At 68.1% G+C, this 15,382-nt stretch carries 12 protein-coding genes, 1 tRNA gene and 2 pseudogenes; 8 read left to right on the top strand and 7 right to left on the bottom strand.

Going from position 1 to position 15,382, the window contains the following annotated elements; all coding sequences use genetic code 11:
- Positions 1-706: pseudogene (locus tag ASF22_RS23530) on the top strand (IS630 family transposase); the annotation flags it as partial.
- Between the two features lie 341 nt (positions 707-1,047).
- On the opposite strand, the gene ASF22_RS21815 reads toward ASF22_RS23530, so the two are convergent.
- Positions 1,048-2,490, bottom strand: a complete 1,443-nt coding sequence (locus tag ASF22_RS21815; RefSeq protein ID WP_056268227.1) for an NAD-dependent succinate-semialdehyde dehydrogenase — start codon at positions 2,488-2,490, stop codon at positions 1,048-1,050.
- A gap of 83 nt (positions 2,491-2,573) precedes the next feature.
- A complete protein-coding gene (locus ASF22_RS21810) occupies positions 2,574-3,368 on the bottom strand; it encodes a class II glutamine amidotransferase (protein ID WP_056171100.1) in 795 nt (264 codons plus the stop codon).
- A 472-nt stretch (positions 3,369-3,840) separates the two neighbouring features.
- On the opposite strand from ASF22_RS21810, the gene ASF22_RS21805 reads away from it, so the two are divergent.
- Positions 3,841-4,233 (top strand): response regulator, encoded by a 393-nt coding sequence (locus ASF22_RS21805; RefSeq protein WP_056171103.1) that lies wholly within the window; start codon positions 3,841-3,843, stop codon positions 4,231-4,233.
- A gap of 124 nt (positions 4,234-4,357) precedes the next feature.
- Here ASF22_RS21805 and rpsU read toward each other — a convergent pair whose 3' ends face one another.
- Positions 4,358-4,678, bottom strand: coding sequence for a 30S ribosomal protein S21 (rpsU, locus tag ASF22_RS21800; protein ID WP_056171108.1), 321 nt, complete (start codon positions 4,676-4,678; stop codon positions 4,358-4,360).
- 229 nt (positions 4,679-4,907) lie between these two features.
- Positions 4,908-6,122: a polyhydroxyalkanoate depolymerase gene (gene phaZ, locus ASF22_RS21795; RefSeq protein ID WP_056171112.1), complete on the bottom strand. Its 1,215-nt coding sequence runs from the start codon at positions 6,120-6,122 to the stop codon at positions 4,908-4,910.
- A 512-nt stretch (positions 6,123-6,634) separates the two neighbouring features.
- Between phaZ and ASF22_RS21790 the strand changes: the two genes are divergently transcribed.
- Both ASF22_RS21790 and ASF22_RS24285 read left to right on the top strand, forming a co-directional pair.
- A complete protein-coding gene (locus tag ASF22_RS21790; RefSeq protein ID WP_056268225.1) occupies positions 6,635-7,291 on the top strand; it encodes a glutathione S-transferase family protein in 657 nt (218 codons plus the stop codon).
- A 120-nt stretch (positions 7,292-7,411) separates the two neighbouring features.
- Positions 7,412-8,059: pseudogene (locus ASF22_RS24285) on the top strand (IS5 family transposase).
- Positions 8,060-8,569: 510 nt separating this feature from the next.
- Here ASF22_RS24285 and ASF22_RS21780 read toward each other — a convergent pair.
- From ASF22_RS21780 to leuC, 3 genes are all read right to left on the bottom strand, one after another.
- Positions 8,570-9,718 carry an IS3 family transposase gene (locus ASF22_RS21780; RefSeq protein ID WP_082483923.1) on the bottom strand — a complete coding sequence of 383 codons (1,149 nt, stop codon included), beginning with the start codon at positions 9,716-9,718 and terminating at the stop codon, positions 8,570-8,572.
- 479 nt (positions 9,719-10,197) lie between these two features.
- Positions 10,198-10,282 (bottom strand) — tRNA-Leu (locus ASF22_RS21775).
- Positions 10,283-10,433: 151 nt separating this feature from the next.
- The gene (gene leuC, locus ASF22_RS21770; RefSeq protein WP_056268222.1) at positions 10,434-11,846 is read right to left on the bottom strand and encodes a 3-isopropylmalate dehydratase large subunit; all 1,413 of its coding nucleotides are present in this window, start codon (positions 11,844-11,846) and stop codon (positions 10,434-10,436) included.
- Positions 11,847-12,143: 297 nt separating this feature from the next.
- Here leuC and ASF22_RS21765 point away from each other — a divergent pair, with 297 nt between their 5' ends.
- The 4 genes from ASF22_RS21765 (at position 12,144) to ASF22_RS21750 (ending at position 15,201) form a co-directional block, all read left to right on the top strand.
- Positions 12,144-13,139: a 2-hydroxyacid dehydrogenase gene (locus ASF22_RS21765; RefSeq protein WP_056268219.1), complete on the top strand. Its 996-nt coding sequence runs from the start codon at positions 12,144-12,146 to the stop codon at positions 13,137-13,139.
- The gene (locus tag ASF22_RS21760) at positions 13,136-14,089 is read left to right on the top strand and encodes an AprI/Inh family metalloprotease inhibitor (protein ID WP_082483922.1); all 954 of its coding nucleotides are present in this window, start codon (positions 13,136-13,138) and stop codon (positions 14,087-14,089) included. Before ASF22_RS21765 ends, ASF22_RS21760 begins: the two co-directional genes overlap by 4 nt.
- 90 nt (positions 14,090-14,179) lie before the next feature.
- Positions 14,180-14,929 (top strand): rhodanese-like domain-containing protein, encoded by a 750-nt coding sequence (locus tag ASF22_RS21755; RefSeq protein ID WP_056268217.1) that lies wholly within the window; start codon positions 14,180-14,182, stop codon positions 14,927-14,929.
- A 41-nt stretch (positions 14,930-14,970) separates the two neighbouring features.
- Positions 14,971-15,201 (top strand): SlyX family protein, encoded by a 231-nt coding sequence (locus tag ASF22_RS21750; RefSeq protein ID WP_056268299.1) that lies wholly within the window; start codon positions 14,971-14,973, stop codon positions 15,199-15,201.
- The last annotated feature ends 181 nt before the right edge of the window (positions 15,202-15,382 follow it).

The following is a 15,382-nucleotide window of genomic DNA, read 5'->3' as shown; positions in this document are numbered from 1 at the left end:
GAGGTTCTCAGGGCCCTGGTCGAACAGGGGCCGACACCCGCCGCCCACGGCGTGGTCCGCTGGCGCTTGTGCGATCTGACCCAGATCCTGTGCGAGGATCACGGCGTATCGGTCTCCGAGCAGACCTTGAGCCGGGTCTTGCGGGCGATGGGCTACCGCAAACTCTCGGCTCGCCCGCGCCATCATGCCCAGGCCCCCGAGGCCGCCGCCGTTTTCAAAAAGGCTTCCCCGASCGTCTGGCGCAGATCGCGCAGGCTGTCGGGGCCAAGCCCGTAGAGATCTGGTTCTGCGACGAGGCCCGTGTCGGCCAGAAGAACACGCTCACCCGACGCTGGGCCAAGCGTGGAACGCGTCCCTCGGCCCCAAAGGATCAGCGCACGGCCTCGGCCTACATCGTCGGAGCGATCTGTCCGGCCCGGGCGTCGGCGCAGGCTTGGTCATGCCCCGCTGCACCACCGAAGCCATGGCCCATCACCKCGAAGAGATCGCTGCGACCGTCGCTCCGGGTGCCCACGCCGTGCTCCTGCTCGATCAGGCCGGCTGGCACACCACCAGGAMGCTGCCCGTCCCCGACAAGATCATCCTACTGCCCCTGCCGGCGCGCTCACCCGAACTCAACCCCGTCGAAAACCTCTGGCAGTTCATGCAGGACAACTGGGTCGGCAATCGCATCTTCCGATCCTATGCCGACATCCTCGACCACTGTNTGCTCCTGCTCGATCAGGCCGGCTGGCACACCACCAGGACGCTGCCCGTCCCCGACAAGATCATCCTACTGCCCCTGCCGGCGCGCTCACCCGAACTCAACCCCGTCGAAAACCTCTGGCAGTTCATGCAGGACAACTGGGTCGGCAATCGCATCTTCCGATCCTATGCCGACATCCTCGACCACTGTTGCGACGCCTGGAACAGGATTATCGCCCAGCCCTGGCGCATCACCTCCATCGGATTGCGCCAATGGGCACATGCGTGCTGATCAATGGGAGTTGGTATTACGTATCATCCGACCGACCCAGCGGAGGGACGCGCAGCTCCGAAGTCCCGCCCTCAGCCCCCTACGCTCGCTTGGCTCACGAACTTCGTGGTGAGGTAGGCCTCGATGGCCTCCGAGCCGCCTTCGCTGCCGTAGCCCGAATCGCCGACGCCGCCGAACGGCGTCTCGGGCAGGGCCAGACCGTGGTGGTTGATGCCGATCATCCCGCTGTGAACCCGTGCGGAGACCTCGGTCGCCCGTGTGCCAGAGCGGGTGTAGGCATAAGCCGCGAGACCGTAGGGCAGGCGGTTGGCCTCGGCGTAAGCCGCTTCGTCGTCGGAAAACCGCTGGATCAGCGCGACGGGCCCGAACGGCTCCTCGTTCATGATGCGGGCCTCGACCGGCACGTCGCAGAGCACCGTGGGGGCGAAGAAGTTGCCGCGGTTGCCGATGCGGTGCCCCCCGGTCCGCAGGTCCGCCCCGCGGGCGACGGCGTCGGCGCAGAGGGATTCCATCGCCTCCAGGCGCCGGGCATGGATCAGCGGCCCCATGGTGGTCTCGGGATCGAGACCGTCGCCGACCTTGCGTGCCTCGCTGAAGGCGACGAAGCGATCGCGGAACACTTCATAGATCGAATCGTGGACGAGGAAGCGGGTCGGTGCGACGCAGACCTGTCCGGCGTTGCGGAACTTGTTGGCGCCGAGGACGGCCACCGCCTGCTCGATGTCGGCGTCGGCGAAGACGAGGGCCGGGGCATGGCCGCCGAGCTCCATCGTCACCCGCTTCATGTGGCGCCCGGCCAGGGCCGCGAGTTCCTTGCCGACCGCGGTCGAGCCCGTGAACGAGATCTTTGCGATGACCGGGTGCGGGATGAGATAACCCGAGATCGCAGCCGGATCACCATAGACGAGCGAGAGCACGTCGCCCGGCACGCCGGCATCGAGGAAGGCGCGCACGAGTTCGGCGCAGCTCGCCGGGGTGTCCTCCGGTCCCTTCAGGATCACCGGACAGCCGGTGCAGAGGGCGGCCGAGACCTTGCGGACGGCCTGGTTGATGGGGAAGTTCCAGGGGGTGAAGGCCGCCACCGGCCCCACGGGCTGGCGCAGGACCATCTGGACGACGCCGTCGGCGCGGGCCGGGATGATGCGGCCGTAGGCGCGCTGCCCCTCCGCCGCGAACCAGTCGACGACATCGGCGGCCGCCAGGGTTTCCATCCGCGCCTCGGCCAGGGGCTTGCCCTGCTCCAGGGTCATGATGCGGGCGATGCCGTCGGCGCGCTGACGCAGGAAATCGGCGGCCCTGCGCATGGTCTTGCCGCGCTCGAACGCCGAGACCCGACGCCAGGCTGCAAAGCCGCGTGCGGCGGCCGCGAGCGCGCGGTCGAGATCGGCCGGGGTGGCGACGGCGCAGGTGCCGAGCGTCTCGCCGGTGGCCGGGTTGAGGACCGGCAGGGTCTCGCCGCCGGCGCCCTGGGCCCAGGCACCAGCGATGTGCAGGCTCACGTTCGGATACGTCATCGTCGGCTCCCGCGCAGTTGGACCTGCGCGGGTTGTCCGCCCTTCGCGCGCCGCCCGCAACCCGTGCGGCGCCGAGCCGGACGTCAGGCCGCCATGCGCTCGGCCACGGCCTGATCGGGTCCGCGCAGAACCACGCTGCCCCCGCGCGTCGCCTGGAGGGTACCGCCCTTCGGCACCACGTTCCAGCCTTCGCGGCACCCGTCGATGGGCTCGGAGACCACCACGAGGCCGGTCTCGGTCTGGCGGTAATACAGGCTCGGGGGTCGTCCGTCGCAGGCCCAGCGGTAGGCGGTGAGGGTCTCGCCGTCCGTGACCACGGCGGTGAAGCGCAGGGGCTCGGCCGCTTCGGCGGCCTGCATGAGATCGCGCACGATCGAGAGGGTGCGGGCCATCGCACCGACGGGGTCCTCGGCGAGGCCGTTGGCGAGGGCCAGGAGGAAGATCGCTTCCGAATCCGTGGTGCCGCGCCGGACGTCGTAGAGATCGTCGGGGATGAGGGCTTCGAGGCGGCGCTTGATCTTGTGGTAGCCGCCGATCTGCCCGTTGTGCATGAACAGGTGCCGGCCATGGGCGAAGGGGTGGCAGTTCGCCCGCGTCGTCGCCGTGCCCGTCGAGGCACGGACATGGGCGAAGAACATCCGCGCCCGCACCTGTTGGCACAGGTTGACGAGGTTCTCGTCGGACCAGGCCGGGCAGACGTCGCGGTAGAGGCCGGGCTCGGCCCGCTCGCCGTACCAGCCGATGCCGAAACCGTCGCCGTTGGTCTCGGTCTTCGCCTCCGTCGCGTGCAGCGACTGGTGGACCAGCGAATGCGTCGGCGCGCAGACGAGGTCGGTCAGGAAGACGGGGTCACCGGAATAGGCGAGAAAACGGCACATGGCAGGCAGACACCTCCTGTGGGATTCGGGCGGGGCGCCTCCCATCCGCCGGTGAGCGACCCCGCTTCGCGCACCTGCCGTTTCGTCATCGAAGCCCCGACACTCGGGCGATCGTGGTGAACAGAACGTTAACCCGCCGCCGGACCGAGGCTGTGCCGCTTCGATGCAAGAGACGCACCGCATCCCTGCGATGGACCCACACCGTGGCGAGAAGACGATGACGGCGGCGCGAAGGACCACGGATGCCCGACCGGGATCGAGGGTTGCGGGAACCGCATAGCCGAATTCGCACTTGCGACCCTTGTCCAACAAGACGTGGCAGCGCAGCATCACTCACAGAGAATCAGCGCTCGAACCGATTGTCTCCTCGATCGGTACCAACGCACGCCGTCGCGCCGAAGACCTGCCTTCGATTCAACCCCGACTTCGCTTCAACAGAGCCCGACTTCGCTTCAACAGAGAAGGAGACTTCATGGCCCAGCCCCTGCCGGATTGTCCGATCGCCCTCGTGGTCGAGGACGACGCTGCCGTGCGCGACCTCGCGACGGCCGTGCTCGAAGAGAGCGACCTCGATGTCATCGCCTGTGACAGCGCCGAGGCGGCGATCTCCGTGCTCGAACGCTCCGGCGGCAACGTCGCCCTGTTGTTCGCAGATGTACGCCTCGGCGCCGGCATGGACGGAATCGACCTCGCCACGGCCGTCGGGCGCCGGTGGCCGGACGTGCGGGTGGTGCTGACCTCCGGCGGCGACGCCAAGGGTGCCGGGCGTATCCCGAGCCGGGCGGTCTACATGCAGAAGCCCTGGCGCGCCCTCGACGTCCTGGTCCAGGCCGAGCACGCCACCGTGGCGGTCCGCGCAGCCTGAGTTCTCACGCACCGCCGCGCATCCCTGCGGCGGCATCGTTCCGACAACGAAAAAGCCCGACCGCGAGGCGGCCGGGCTTTTTCGTGACCGGGTCCGATCCTGAAGGGATCGGACCGACGGGATCTCAGGATGCGGCGCCGCCGACGGGGGGCAGCACGGTCGGGGCGGTCGGGGCGAACGGCGAACCACCCGGGCGACGCGGCGCACCGGCACCGAAACGGGGCTTCGGCTTCGGAGCGGCGATCAGGCCCTCGCGGATGGCAGTCTTGCGCGCCTGCTTGCGGGCGCGGCGGACGGCCTCTGCCTTCTCGCGAGCCTTGCGCACGGAGGGCTTCTCGTAAGCCTTGCGCTGCTTCATCTCGCGGAAGATGCCCTCGCGCTGCATCTTCTTCTTGAGGACGCGGAGAGCCTGATCAACGTTGTTGTCGCGAACGAGTACCTGCAACGGTCTAGATCCTCTGAGACATAGGTTTGTTGAACAGCGCCGATCCCGGGGCCAATCGCGGTCCTGGAAGGAGGATGGAACCGACAAATGCCCCGGACCCGGAATTCTCTTCCGGGCGGGACGTCGGTCGGACGGCCTCGAATCGGCGCAGAAACTGCACTTGGGTGAGGCTCATACACGAAGCCTCCGCCACTTCCAACCGCCGGCACGCGATTCCGACGCCGATGTGTCAGGCGTGCGACTGGATGAAGTTGCGCACCAGCGGATAGGTCTGGCTCTCCCACTTCCGGCCCGAGAACACGCCGTAATGGCCGACGCCCGCCTGGAGGTGATGGCTCTTCATGTGCGGCGGCAGACCCGTACACAGATCGTGAGCCGCCATTGTCTGGCCGACCGCGCAGATGTCGTCGCGCTCGCCCTCGACGGTCATCAGCGCGGTGCGCCGGATCGACCGCATGTCGATGGGGTTGCCCCGGTAGGTGAGCTCGTTCTTGGCCAGGGTGTAATCCTGGAACACTGTCCGGACGGTCTCGATATAGAACTCCGCGGCCAAATCGAGGACCGCGAAATACTCGTCGTAGAACGTTTCGATCTGCTGCGCCTTCTCGGTCTCGCCGTTGGCGAGATGCCAGAACAGATCGGCGTGACCCTGCATGTGGCGCTTGGCGTTCATGGAGACGAAGGCCGAGACCTGCATGAAGCCGGGATAGACCCGTCGGCCCGCCCCCTTGTGGCGCTGGGGCACGGTGGCGATGAGATTCTTCTCGAACCACGCGATGGGCTTCGAAGTGGCGAGGTGGTTCACCGAAGTCGGACTGATGCGGCAATCCACCGGTCCGGCCATGAGGGTCATGCTGCGCGGGTGCGCGACATCCTTCGACTGGGCCATCACGGCGGCGGCGGCCAGAGCCTGCACGGCCGGCTGGCACACGGCGACGAGGTGGGCGCCCTCGCCGATGGCGCCGAGGAACTGCACGAGGTGATCGACGTAGTCGTCGAAGCCGAAGGCACCGGCTTCGAGGGGCACGTCTCGGGCGTTGTGCCAGTCGGTGATGTAGACGTCGTGGTCGGCGAGCAACGTCCGCACGGTGCCGCGCAGGAGGGTGGCGAAGTGGCCCGACAGGGGCGCCACAACGAGGACCGGCGGTTGCGGCGTGTCGACGTCCTTGCGGAAGCGCAACAGGGTGCCGAACGGCGTGGCGAAGACGGCCTCCTCGGTCACGGCGACCTCGCGGTTGCCCACCGTGACGGTGTCGATGCCGTAAGCGGGACGCGTGAAGGTCAAGCCCGCGCGCATCATCATGCGGGCGCCAGCCGACCACCAATTCATCGGCTCGCGGTATCCGGCGGCGGTCCAGGGTGAGACCGCGTCGTGGACGAGTCGACCCCACGCACGGGTCTGCTCGGCCAGATCCGTCTGGGCATCGAAGGCACGATAAAGCATGAAGCCTGAACTCCTACACGAACGACCGGATCGCGGAACGTCCGCAGAGGACGGACCAGGCAAAAGGCCCGCCACCGATGGGGCGCTAGGCTGAGCCAGGCGAGCGATCAACGCAACGGGCCTGCCGAGCGATCCCCCGGGGCTGTTGTACACCTGCATCACCGACGCCCTCCGGTCCGAACCGATCCCGCCCCTCGACGCCCGGGCAGAAAAATAGTGCACTCCCGCACCATAGTGCCCGTTCGATTGTGCGAGCATTGCACGGCGGCGCAGCGCGGATCCGCCATGACGTCTCGGTTCCGGCATGACATCTCGGTTCCGGCATGACATCTCGGCGGCTCACCCTGCCGAAGCGCTCACGCTTTTGCCCGGATCGGGGCCGGCGAGGCACGATCTCCACTCCGTGGCCCAATCGGCTTGCCGTTCTCGCGGTTCGGCACGAGTCTTGGATCGCCACCAGCCTCGGCCCGTGTGCTCCGCACGCGGTCGACCAGAAACACCGGGGGACCCCCATGCCAGCGGCGACACTTACCATCTCGAGTCGCAACTATTCGTCGTGGTCCCTGCGCGGCTGGCTCGTCTGCCGGATGGCCAGCCTCGACTTCGAGACGGAACTGCTCTCGGGCAACGATGCTTCGACCCGGGCGGAGCTGCTCCACCTCTCGCCGTCCTTCCTGGTGCCGCGCCTGTGCCACGGCGAGATCGTCGTGTGGGACACCCTGGCCATCGCCCAATACCTCAACGAGATTCGACCGGAGGCCGGGTTCTTGCCGAAGGACGCCGTGGCGCGGGCGCATTGCCGGTCCATCGCGGGCGAGATGCATGGCGGCTTCATCAACCTGCGTTCGGCCCTGCCGATGAATCTCAAGGCCCGCCACACCGGGTTCAAGATCTTCAACGGCGCGCGCGGCGACATCGACCGGATCGTCACCATCGTGGACGAGTGCCTGTCGCGCTATTCCGGCCCCTACCTGTTCGGGGAGACGCCGAGCCTGGCCGACGCGATGCTGGCCCCCGTCTGCACCCGGTTCGTGACCTACGACGTCCCGGTCTCTGGCGCGACCGCGGCCTACCGCGACATCATCCTCGCCTGGCCCCTGATGCAGGAATGGCTGGATTCGGCCCTGGCCGAGCCCGACGAGATCGAAGAACTCGACATGGAGTTCTAGGGAGGCAGCTCATACAACCGGGTACCGCTGCTCGGGCACTCTGTCTTCGGTTCGAAGTTTCCGGTCCCGGAGAATCGGGGCGGCAAGGGCTGTCGACGCTCGGATGACGTTTGGGCGTGGATCGAACCGCACCTGCCCCACGGTCAACCGGGTAAAACTCGGGTCAATGAAAGACAAGTCATCGGTCAGTAACCTGCACGTCCTGAAGATGGGTACCGGTGGCAGGTTACGCCCTCGGTTTACGGCTCGCGACACGACGGTCCACGATCACTACAACGGGGGCTCGCAGCGCAGGGTCCGGCAGTGCCTGTTTCTCAGAACAGTGCCAAAGGCCGCATGTCCGACGAGCGGATGCTCGATGCCGTGCACGCGAAGGCAGACCGCTCGGCATCCGGCGAAAAGGTTAAGACCGGAGCCAGACGATCGCCCGCTCGCGCGGCGGTTCGAGGAGTAAAGTCCAATGCTTGGCCGAGCGGTCTCCCTGACGCTCGGCAACGTGTCCGACATCAGTGGAACGCTGCCGCTGCTTCGGGCTGTCGTCCCACCCAGACGTCTGATCGCCGACAAAGCTTACGACACACGGAGCCCGAGGGATTGGCTGAAGCGCCACCGGGTGAGTGCCGCCATCCTGCAACGGCCACCCGAACCATGGCCTTCGAGTTCAATCGGATCGCCTGCCTGCAGCGCACTCGGATCGAGCGCTTGTTTGGACATCTCAAGAGTTGGCGGCGTGTCGCAACCCGCTATGATCGCTTGTCCTGCAACTAACTGGCGGCCGTTGCGCTCGTGTCCTACTTCGTCGCACAGGCCACAATGAGTCCCCTACTAACCTTCCGGCTACCCATTGCCGACACGATGCAGTAGCCTCTCAGTCGGCTCGGTCCAAAATACCGGCCAAGTCATTGGGGAACTCGCGATCAGAAGCAGCACGCAAGAATAGCTGATGCTTCAACGCGATAGCTTGGAGCGGTCGGCGAGAATCGAACCCGCATATTCAGCTTGGGAAGCCCTGATAGGTCTCTGATTTTCAAGGGCGACGTTCCCTGTGTGAGTCCGTTCAAGGTCTCTCTGTTCACGGGCGCGCATGACACCGGACCGCTCCCACCACGGGTGACCAGAAACGCAAAAAGCCCCGCCCGGCCGGAGCCGAGCGGGGCGAAACAGGCAGGTTCCGGCGGGGAATCCTGATGGTCATCCTCTCGCGAGGGCTGGAAGGCTTGTGGCCGGTTCCTCCGGCCGGAGTAGGACTGGCCTGCTGCCGGTTCCGTGGACGCGCTCCTAAGCTAATTGGGCCTGTTTTTCGAACTCGATCGGGCTGACGTAGCCGAGGGGCGAGTGCCGGCGGGCCGGATTGCAGAAGCGTTCGATGCAGTCGAACACGTCGGCCCGAGCCTGGTCCCGCGAGCGGTATGTCTTTCGAGCCGTCCGTTCGGTTTTCAGCGACGAGAAGAAGCTCTCCATCGCGGCATTATCCCAGACGTTTCCGGATCGGCTCATGGAGCAGGTGATGCCGTGATCCGCCATGAGGCGCTGGAACGGTTCGCTCGTATACTGGCTGCCCTGATCCGAGTGATGCAGCAGGGGATTCGGCTTGCCCCTGCGCCAGACAGCCATCAGCCTAGCGTCGGTGACGAGTTGGGCTGTCATGCTGGCCTGCACCGACCAGCCCACGACCCGACGTGAGAACAGGTCGATGACGGCCGCCACGTAAAGCCAACCTTCCGCCGTCCAGATGTATGTGAAGTCGGCGATCCACTTTTGGTTCGGCCGATCCGGTTCGAACTGTCGATCCAGGATGTTGGGGGAGACGACGGAGCGCTCACCATCATCCTTGGGCAGGCAGCGCCGTCGTGGCCGGGCCCGCAAGGCGTTCTCTCGCATGAGCCGCTTAATCCCATGTAGCCCGCAGTTGATGCCGTCCGCGAGCACGTCGTGCCAGATCCGACGCGCTCCATAGGTGCGGTCGCTTGCCGCGAAGCTCGCCCGCACCTTCGACAGGATCGTGGCGTCGTCCTGGACTCGCCGGCTTGCCCGCCGGGTAAGCCAAGCATGGGAGCCGGACCGGGAGACGTCGAGGGCGTTGCACATCCACGCAACTGGCCAGATCGAGCGATGCTTGACCACGGAGGCGAACTTCATATCGCATCCCTCGCGAAGTACGCCGGGGCCTTTTTTTAGGCTATCGCGCTCCGCCTTCAGACGGGCGACCTCTTTACGCAGGCGCTCGATCTCGACCTGCTCGGCCTTCATCTGCCAAGGACCGGGAAACGCCTCGGCCGGATCGGACGAGAACTCCTTCATCCATTTGCGCAGGACGTTCTCGCGCACGTCCAGATCACGGGCAGCTTGCGCAACCGAAACGCCCCGCTGCTTGATCAGCCGCACCGCCTCGACCTTGAACTCTCGAACAAACTTGCGAGGCTGCATCCCACACCTCCGCTTCCATCATGACACCCAGACTGGGTGTCCACGGAACCGGCGGCAGGCCACTACGAGGGTTCGATACGCCTCCCCAGCGAGCGCCACCGTCTCCTTGTGGGTGAGCCGCTTTGGTCCCTCGCGCATGGAACGCCAAACACCCTCCGGATACGCAACGGCTACCGCCTGACGAGCCTTCGCCTCTTGAGGGTCTCGAGTCCGCAGGGAGGTGCGAACATCCGCATCCTTGGCCGTGATGGTCTTCTCGACCACGCTATCCCCCATTGGAATAGCGAGAAGCCGTCCGCGAACCTTCGGCAGCACGTCAGCCGGGATGCGCTGGATGAGTTGGTGGGTGGTGCTGCCTTGCCGCTTCATGGGGCGCGGCATCCGAAGGGGCATGTTGAACGCATCTGTTGAACAGTCAGATGCGGAGAAAACCCTTCAAGATCAAATGCTTTTTGCGGATCAGCAGCTTAGCCGGCTGATGGTGCCCAGGAAAGGACTCGAACCTTCACCTCTTGCAAGACTGGTACCTGAAACCAGCGCGTCTACCAATTCCGCCACCTGGGCCTGTCGGGGCCGCGTGCGGCGCCGACGTGGGTTCGTTTAGGCGGCGCGGGGGCACCCGTCAATCGTGATTTTGGGGTGGCGCACGAAACGGTCGGTCCGGTCCGCGTCGGGGCGCGGCGTCCCTGCGGACGCCGCGCCGTGTCGCCTGCCCTCAGGCGCTCGGCCAGTCGCGGATATCGACGAAGTGACCCGCCACCGCCGCCGCCGCCGCCATGGCGGGGGAGACGAGGTGGGTGCGGCCCCGGTGGCCCTGACGGCCCTCGAAGTTGCGGTTGGAGGTCGAGGCGCAACGCTCGTTGGGGCTGAGGCGGTCGGCGTTCATGCCGAGGCACATGGAGCAGCCCGGCTCGCGCCAGTCGAACCCCGCCGCCTTGAGGATGCGGTCAAGGCCTTCCGCCTCGGCTTGGGCCTTCACGATGCCGGACCCCGGCACCACCATGGCGGAGACGCTGGCGTGGACCTGGCGGCCCTCCACCACCTTCGCCACGGCCCGCAGATCCTCGATGCGGCCGTTGGTGCAGGAGCCGATGAACACCCGGTCGATGGCGATGTCGGTGATCTTCGTGCCCGGAACCAGCCCCATGTAGTCGAGGGCCTTCTCCTTCGACTGGCGCTTGTTCTCGTCGAGAATCGTCGCCGGGTCCGGCACGGCGCCGGAGATCGAGACCACGTCCTCCGGGCTCGTTCCCCAGCTGACGATGGGGGGGAGGTTCGCCGCGTCGAGCCGCACTTCGCGGTCGAAATGCGCGCCTTCGTCCGAGACCAGGGTCTCCCAATAGGCGCGCGCACGCGCGAACGCCTCGCCCCGCGGGGCCTTCGGACGCCCCTCGACATACGCGAAGGTGGTGGCGTCGGGCGCGACGAGGCCGGCGCGCGCGCCGCCCTCGATGGACATGTTGCAGATGGTCATCCGGCCCTCCATCGAGAGGGCGCGGATGGCCGAGCCCGCATACTCGATGACGTAGCCGGTCCCGCCGGCGGTGCCGATCTCGCCGATGATCGCCAGGATGATGTCCTTGGCCGTCACGCCGGGCGGCAGGGCGCCGTCCACGGTGACGCGCATGTTCTTCGCCTTCTTCTGCAGCAGCGTCTGGGTGGCGAGCACGTGCTCCACCTCCGAGGTACCGATGCCGTGGGCGAGCGCCCCGAAGGCGCCGTGCGTCGAGGTGTGGCTGTCACCGCACACGATGGTCTGGCCCGGCAGGGTGAAGCCCTGCTCGGGGCCGATGACGTGGACGATGCCCTGGCGCCGGTCGAGGGCGTCGTAGAACTCGATGCCGAAGTCGCGCACGTTCTCGGCGAGCGCCTCCAGCTGGATGCGGCTCTCCGGGTCCTCGATGCCGAAGCTGCGGTCGGAGGTCTGGACGTTGTGGTCCACCACCGCCAGGGTCTTCTCCGGGTGGCGCACCCGGCGCCCGGCGACGCGAAGCCCCTCGAACGCCTGCGGGCTCGTCACCTCGTGGACGAGGTGGCGGTCGATGTAGAGGAGGCTGGTGCCATCCGGCTCGACATCGACGACGTGGTCGTCCCAGATCTTATCGTAGAGGGTGCGCGGCGCGGTCATGATCGGGCTGTCTTCGCGTTTTCTGAACGGGCTTGGGAGACGGGCTTGGAAGACGGGCTTGGGCACCCGGTTCTCCCTTTAGTAGTATTCCAGACCGTCCGGCGAAAGTGGGGCGCCCGTCCCCTCTGGCGGATGGCTGCGGCGCGGTTTTCGCATATCGGCCCGGACGATGCCGGGGTGGGGCGGCGGGCGTCGGCTGTGGGGACCCGCGCCGGCTCACTGGACCGGTCCCGGCCCAAGTCCTAAAGCGGAAGGGCACCCCGCCGGGGTCGCGCACCGGAGTCCCGAAGGTCCGCCATGACGCCCGTCGATCTGCTGCTGCTCAAACCCATGCAGCCGAGCGTGATGGAAGCCCTCGCGACGCGCTTCACCCTGCACCGGGCCGACACGGCTCCGGACGCGGAGGCGTTCTATGCCGAGATCGGCCCGCGCATCCGCGCCATGGCGACGGGCGCGCAGGCGCCCGTGGACGACGCCCTCCTGGCGCGCCTGCCCAACCTCGAGATCGTGGCGAGCTTCGGCGTCGGCTACGATACCATCGACACCGCCTCGGCCGCCGCGCGGGGCGTGGTGGTGACGAACACGCCCGACGTGCTGTCGGACGAGGTCGCCGACCTCGCGATGGGCCTGCTGCTCGCCACCCTGCGCCAGATCCCCCAGGCGGACCGCTACCTGCGCGCGGGCCACTGGCCGACCCGGCCCTACCCCCTCACCCCCACCCTGCGCGGGCGCACAATCGGCATTCTCGGCCTCGGGCGCATCGGCCGGGCCATCGCGACGCGGCTCGAAGGCTTCGGCGTCGCCCTCGCCTATCACGGCCGCCGCCGGCAGCCGGAGGTGTCCTACACCTATCACGCCACGCTGCTCGGCATGGCCCGGGCCGTCGACGTGCTCCTCGTAGTGGCGCCCGGCGGACCGGAGACGGACGGCCTCGTCGACGCCGCCGTGCTGGCCGCCCTCGGTCCGGAGGGGATCCTAATCAACGTGGCCCGCGGCAGCGTGGTGGACGAGGCCGCCCTCATCGCGGCCCTGCGCGACGGGACGATCCTCGGGGCCGGGCTCGACGTCTTCGCACGCGAGCCGCACGTGCCGGCCGACCTCGTCGCCCTGGATCACGTGGTGCTCCTGCCCCATGTCGGCTCGGGCTCCGTCCACACCCGAGAGGCCATGGGTCGCCTCGTCGTCGACAACCTGCTCCACTGGTTCGACGGCCGGGGACCGCTGACGCCGGTGCCTGAGACGCCAGTGCGGGAGACACCGGGGCGGGAGACGTTTCGGAGCGCGGGCGCGTGAGCCCCCGCGCGCCGGCCCGCATCCTCGGTTTCCTCTCGGTCCTCACGGTGGGCGGCGCGGTGTTCGCGCAAGCACCGCAGGTTCAGCAAGCACCGCAGGTTCAGCAACCGCCGCAGGCTCCACAACCGCCGCAGCCGCCGCTAGAGGCCTCCCCCCCTCAGAATCCGCAGGGCGTGGCCGCGCCCGAGGTCGCGCCCGCCGCGCCCTTCGTCGAGAGCCTGCCGAAGGACATCGCCGGGGTGCCGGGCACCTGGGACCTGTCGCGGGACGGCAGCACCCGGCGCTGCGTCATCACCCTGTCGAGCGAGAGCGGCGAGGCGGGGCGGCGGCTGTCCTTCCCCGCCGGGTGCCGCCGGGCCCTGCCGGTGCTCAACGGCGTCGCCGGCTGGCTGTTCACCGACGGCACCCTGCGCTTCGTCGACAGGAACGTGCGGCCGGTCCTGCCCTTCACCCGCCGGCCCGACGCGCGCAGCCTCGCCGCCACCTCCGAATCCGGCGAGCAGTACAGCCTCGTCCCCCTCCAGATCCTCGCCATGCTGCCGGCCGTGCCGGTGCCGGCCGTGCCGGTGCCGGCCGTGCCGGAGCCGGCGAGACCGGAATCTGCCGCGTCCCGGTCGGACGCCCAGCGTCCGGCGGCACCGGAGACGGACCTGGGCGGCGAGCCGCCGCCGGCCGGGATCTATACCCTCGACCGGTACCGCGACCCCGATACCTGCCGGCTGGAGCTGACGCCGGCCCAGCCGCCCGCCCCGGTCCGCATCCTCGAGGGATGCCGCGACACCGGGCTCGGCGTGTTCGATCCCGTGTCCTGGCAGTTCGCGCGGGGGCGGCTCACCCTCACCGCCCGGCGCGGGCATACGGTCACGCTGATCCCCACGGGCGACGGGCGCTGGCGCCGCGACCCGGAAGTCGGCACCACCTTCATCCTGCGCCGGGTCGTGGCCCCGTGAGCTGGGTCGCGGCCCCGTGAGCCGGGTCGCGGCCCCGTGAGGAGGCCGCACGGGTTTGCCCCGTGCGCGGCCCCGGATTATGCCGACGCGATGCTCACCGTCGCCGCCCTCTATCGCTTCGTCGATCTGCCCGATCCGCTGGCGCTGCGTGCCCCCCTGGAAGCCCTGTGCGGTAGCCTCGGGATCACCGGCACCCTCGTGCTCGCCCGCGAGGGCATCAACGGCACGGTGGCGGGGGCGGCGCCGGCCATCGAAGCCTTCCTCGACGCCCTGCGCACCCGAGCGCCGTTCGGCGCGCATTTCGGCGCCGTCGAGGTCAAGATGTCCTCGGCCGAGGCCCCACCGTTCGGGCGCCTCAAGGTGCGGGTGAAACCCGAGATCGTGACCTTCGACGGCGGAGCCACCCATCCGGCCCTGGCGCCGGCGAGTCCCGTGGCCCCCGAGGCCTGGAATGCGCTCCTGGACACGCCGGGGCTGCTGCTCATCGACACCCGCAACGCCTTCGAGGTGGCCCTGGGAAGCTTTCCCGGGGCCGTCGATCCCGGCACGAGGCGGTTCAGCGAGTTTCGCGCCTACGTGGACGGTCTCGACCCGGCGGCGCACCCGAAGGTGGCGATGTTCTGCACCGGCGGCATCCGCTGCGAGAAGGCCGGAGCCTACATGCGGGCGCGCGGCTTTTCCGAAGTCCACACCCTGGCGGGCGGGATCCTGCGCTACCTCGAAACGGTGCCGGATGCGCAGAACCGCTGGACGGGCGACTGCTTCGTCTTCGACGGTCGCATCGCCCTCGGCCCCGCCCTGGTCGAAAGGCCAGACCACGCTCCGGAGACACTGCGATGATCGACCCGGCGATGAGCGACCCGGCGATGAGCGACCCGGCGATGCGCGACCCGGCGACGAGCGAGCCCGATCTCGGCACCCGCATCGACGCCCTCGAGATGCGCCTGACCGAGCAAGACGCCGTCATCGACGACCTCAACGCCACCATCACGGCGCAGTGGCGTCAGATCGATGCCCTGTCGCGGCGGATGGCGAAACTCGTCGAGGAGGTCGAGGAGGCGGGCCACCGTCCCGGTTCGAACGCGCCGGAACCACCGCCGCCGCATTATTGAGCGCGCCTTCCCGCACCGGTCCTTCGCGATACGGATCCCTTCGTCGATTGGGCCCGAACCCATGCTCATGCGTACGGGCGACACCTTCCCGATGACGGACCCCATGCTCGGTGACGGATTCCATGGCCGCCCGTCCGCGAGGGCGGGCACGCCGTACGAGGCGCGATCCACATGGGCGGTC

Origin of the sequence: Methylobacterium sp. Leaf87 (genome assembly GCF_001422775.1) — a bacterium.
Lineage (GTDB): Bacteria > Pseudomonadota > Alphaproteobacteria > Rhizobiales > Beijerinckiaceae > Methylobacterium.
This window is presented reverse-complemented; position numbering and strand designations above follow the sequence as displayed.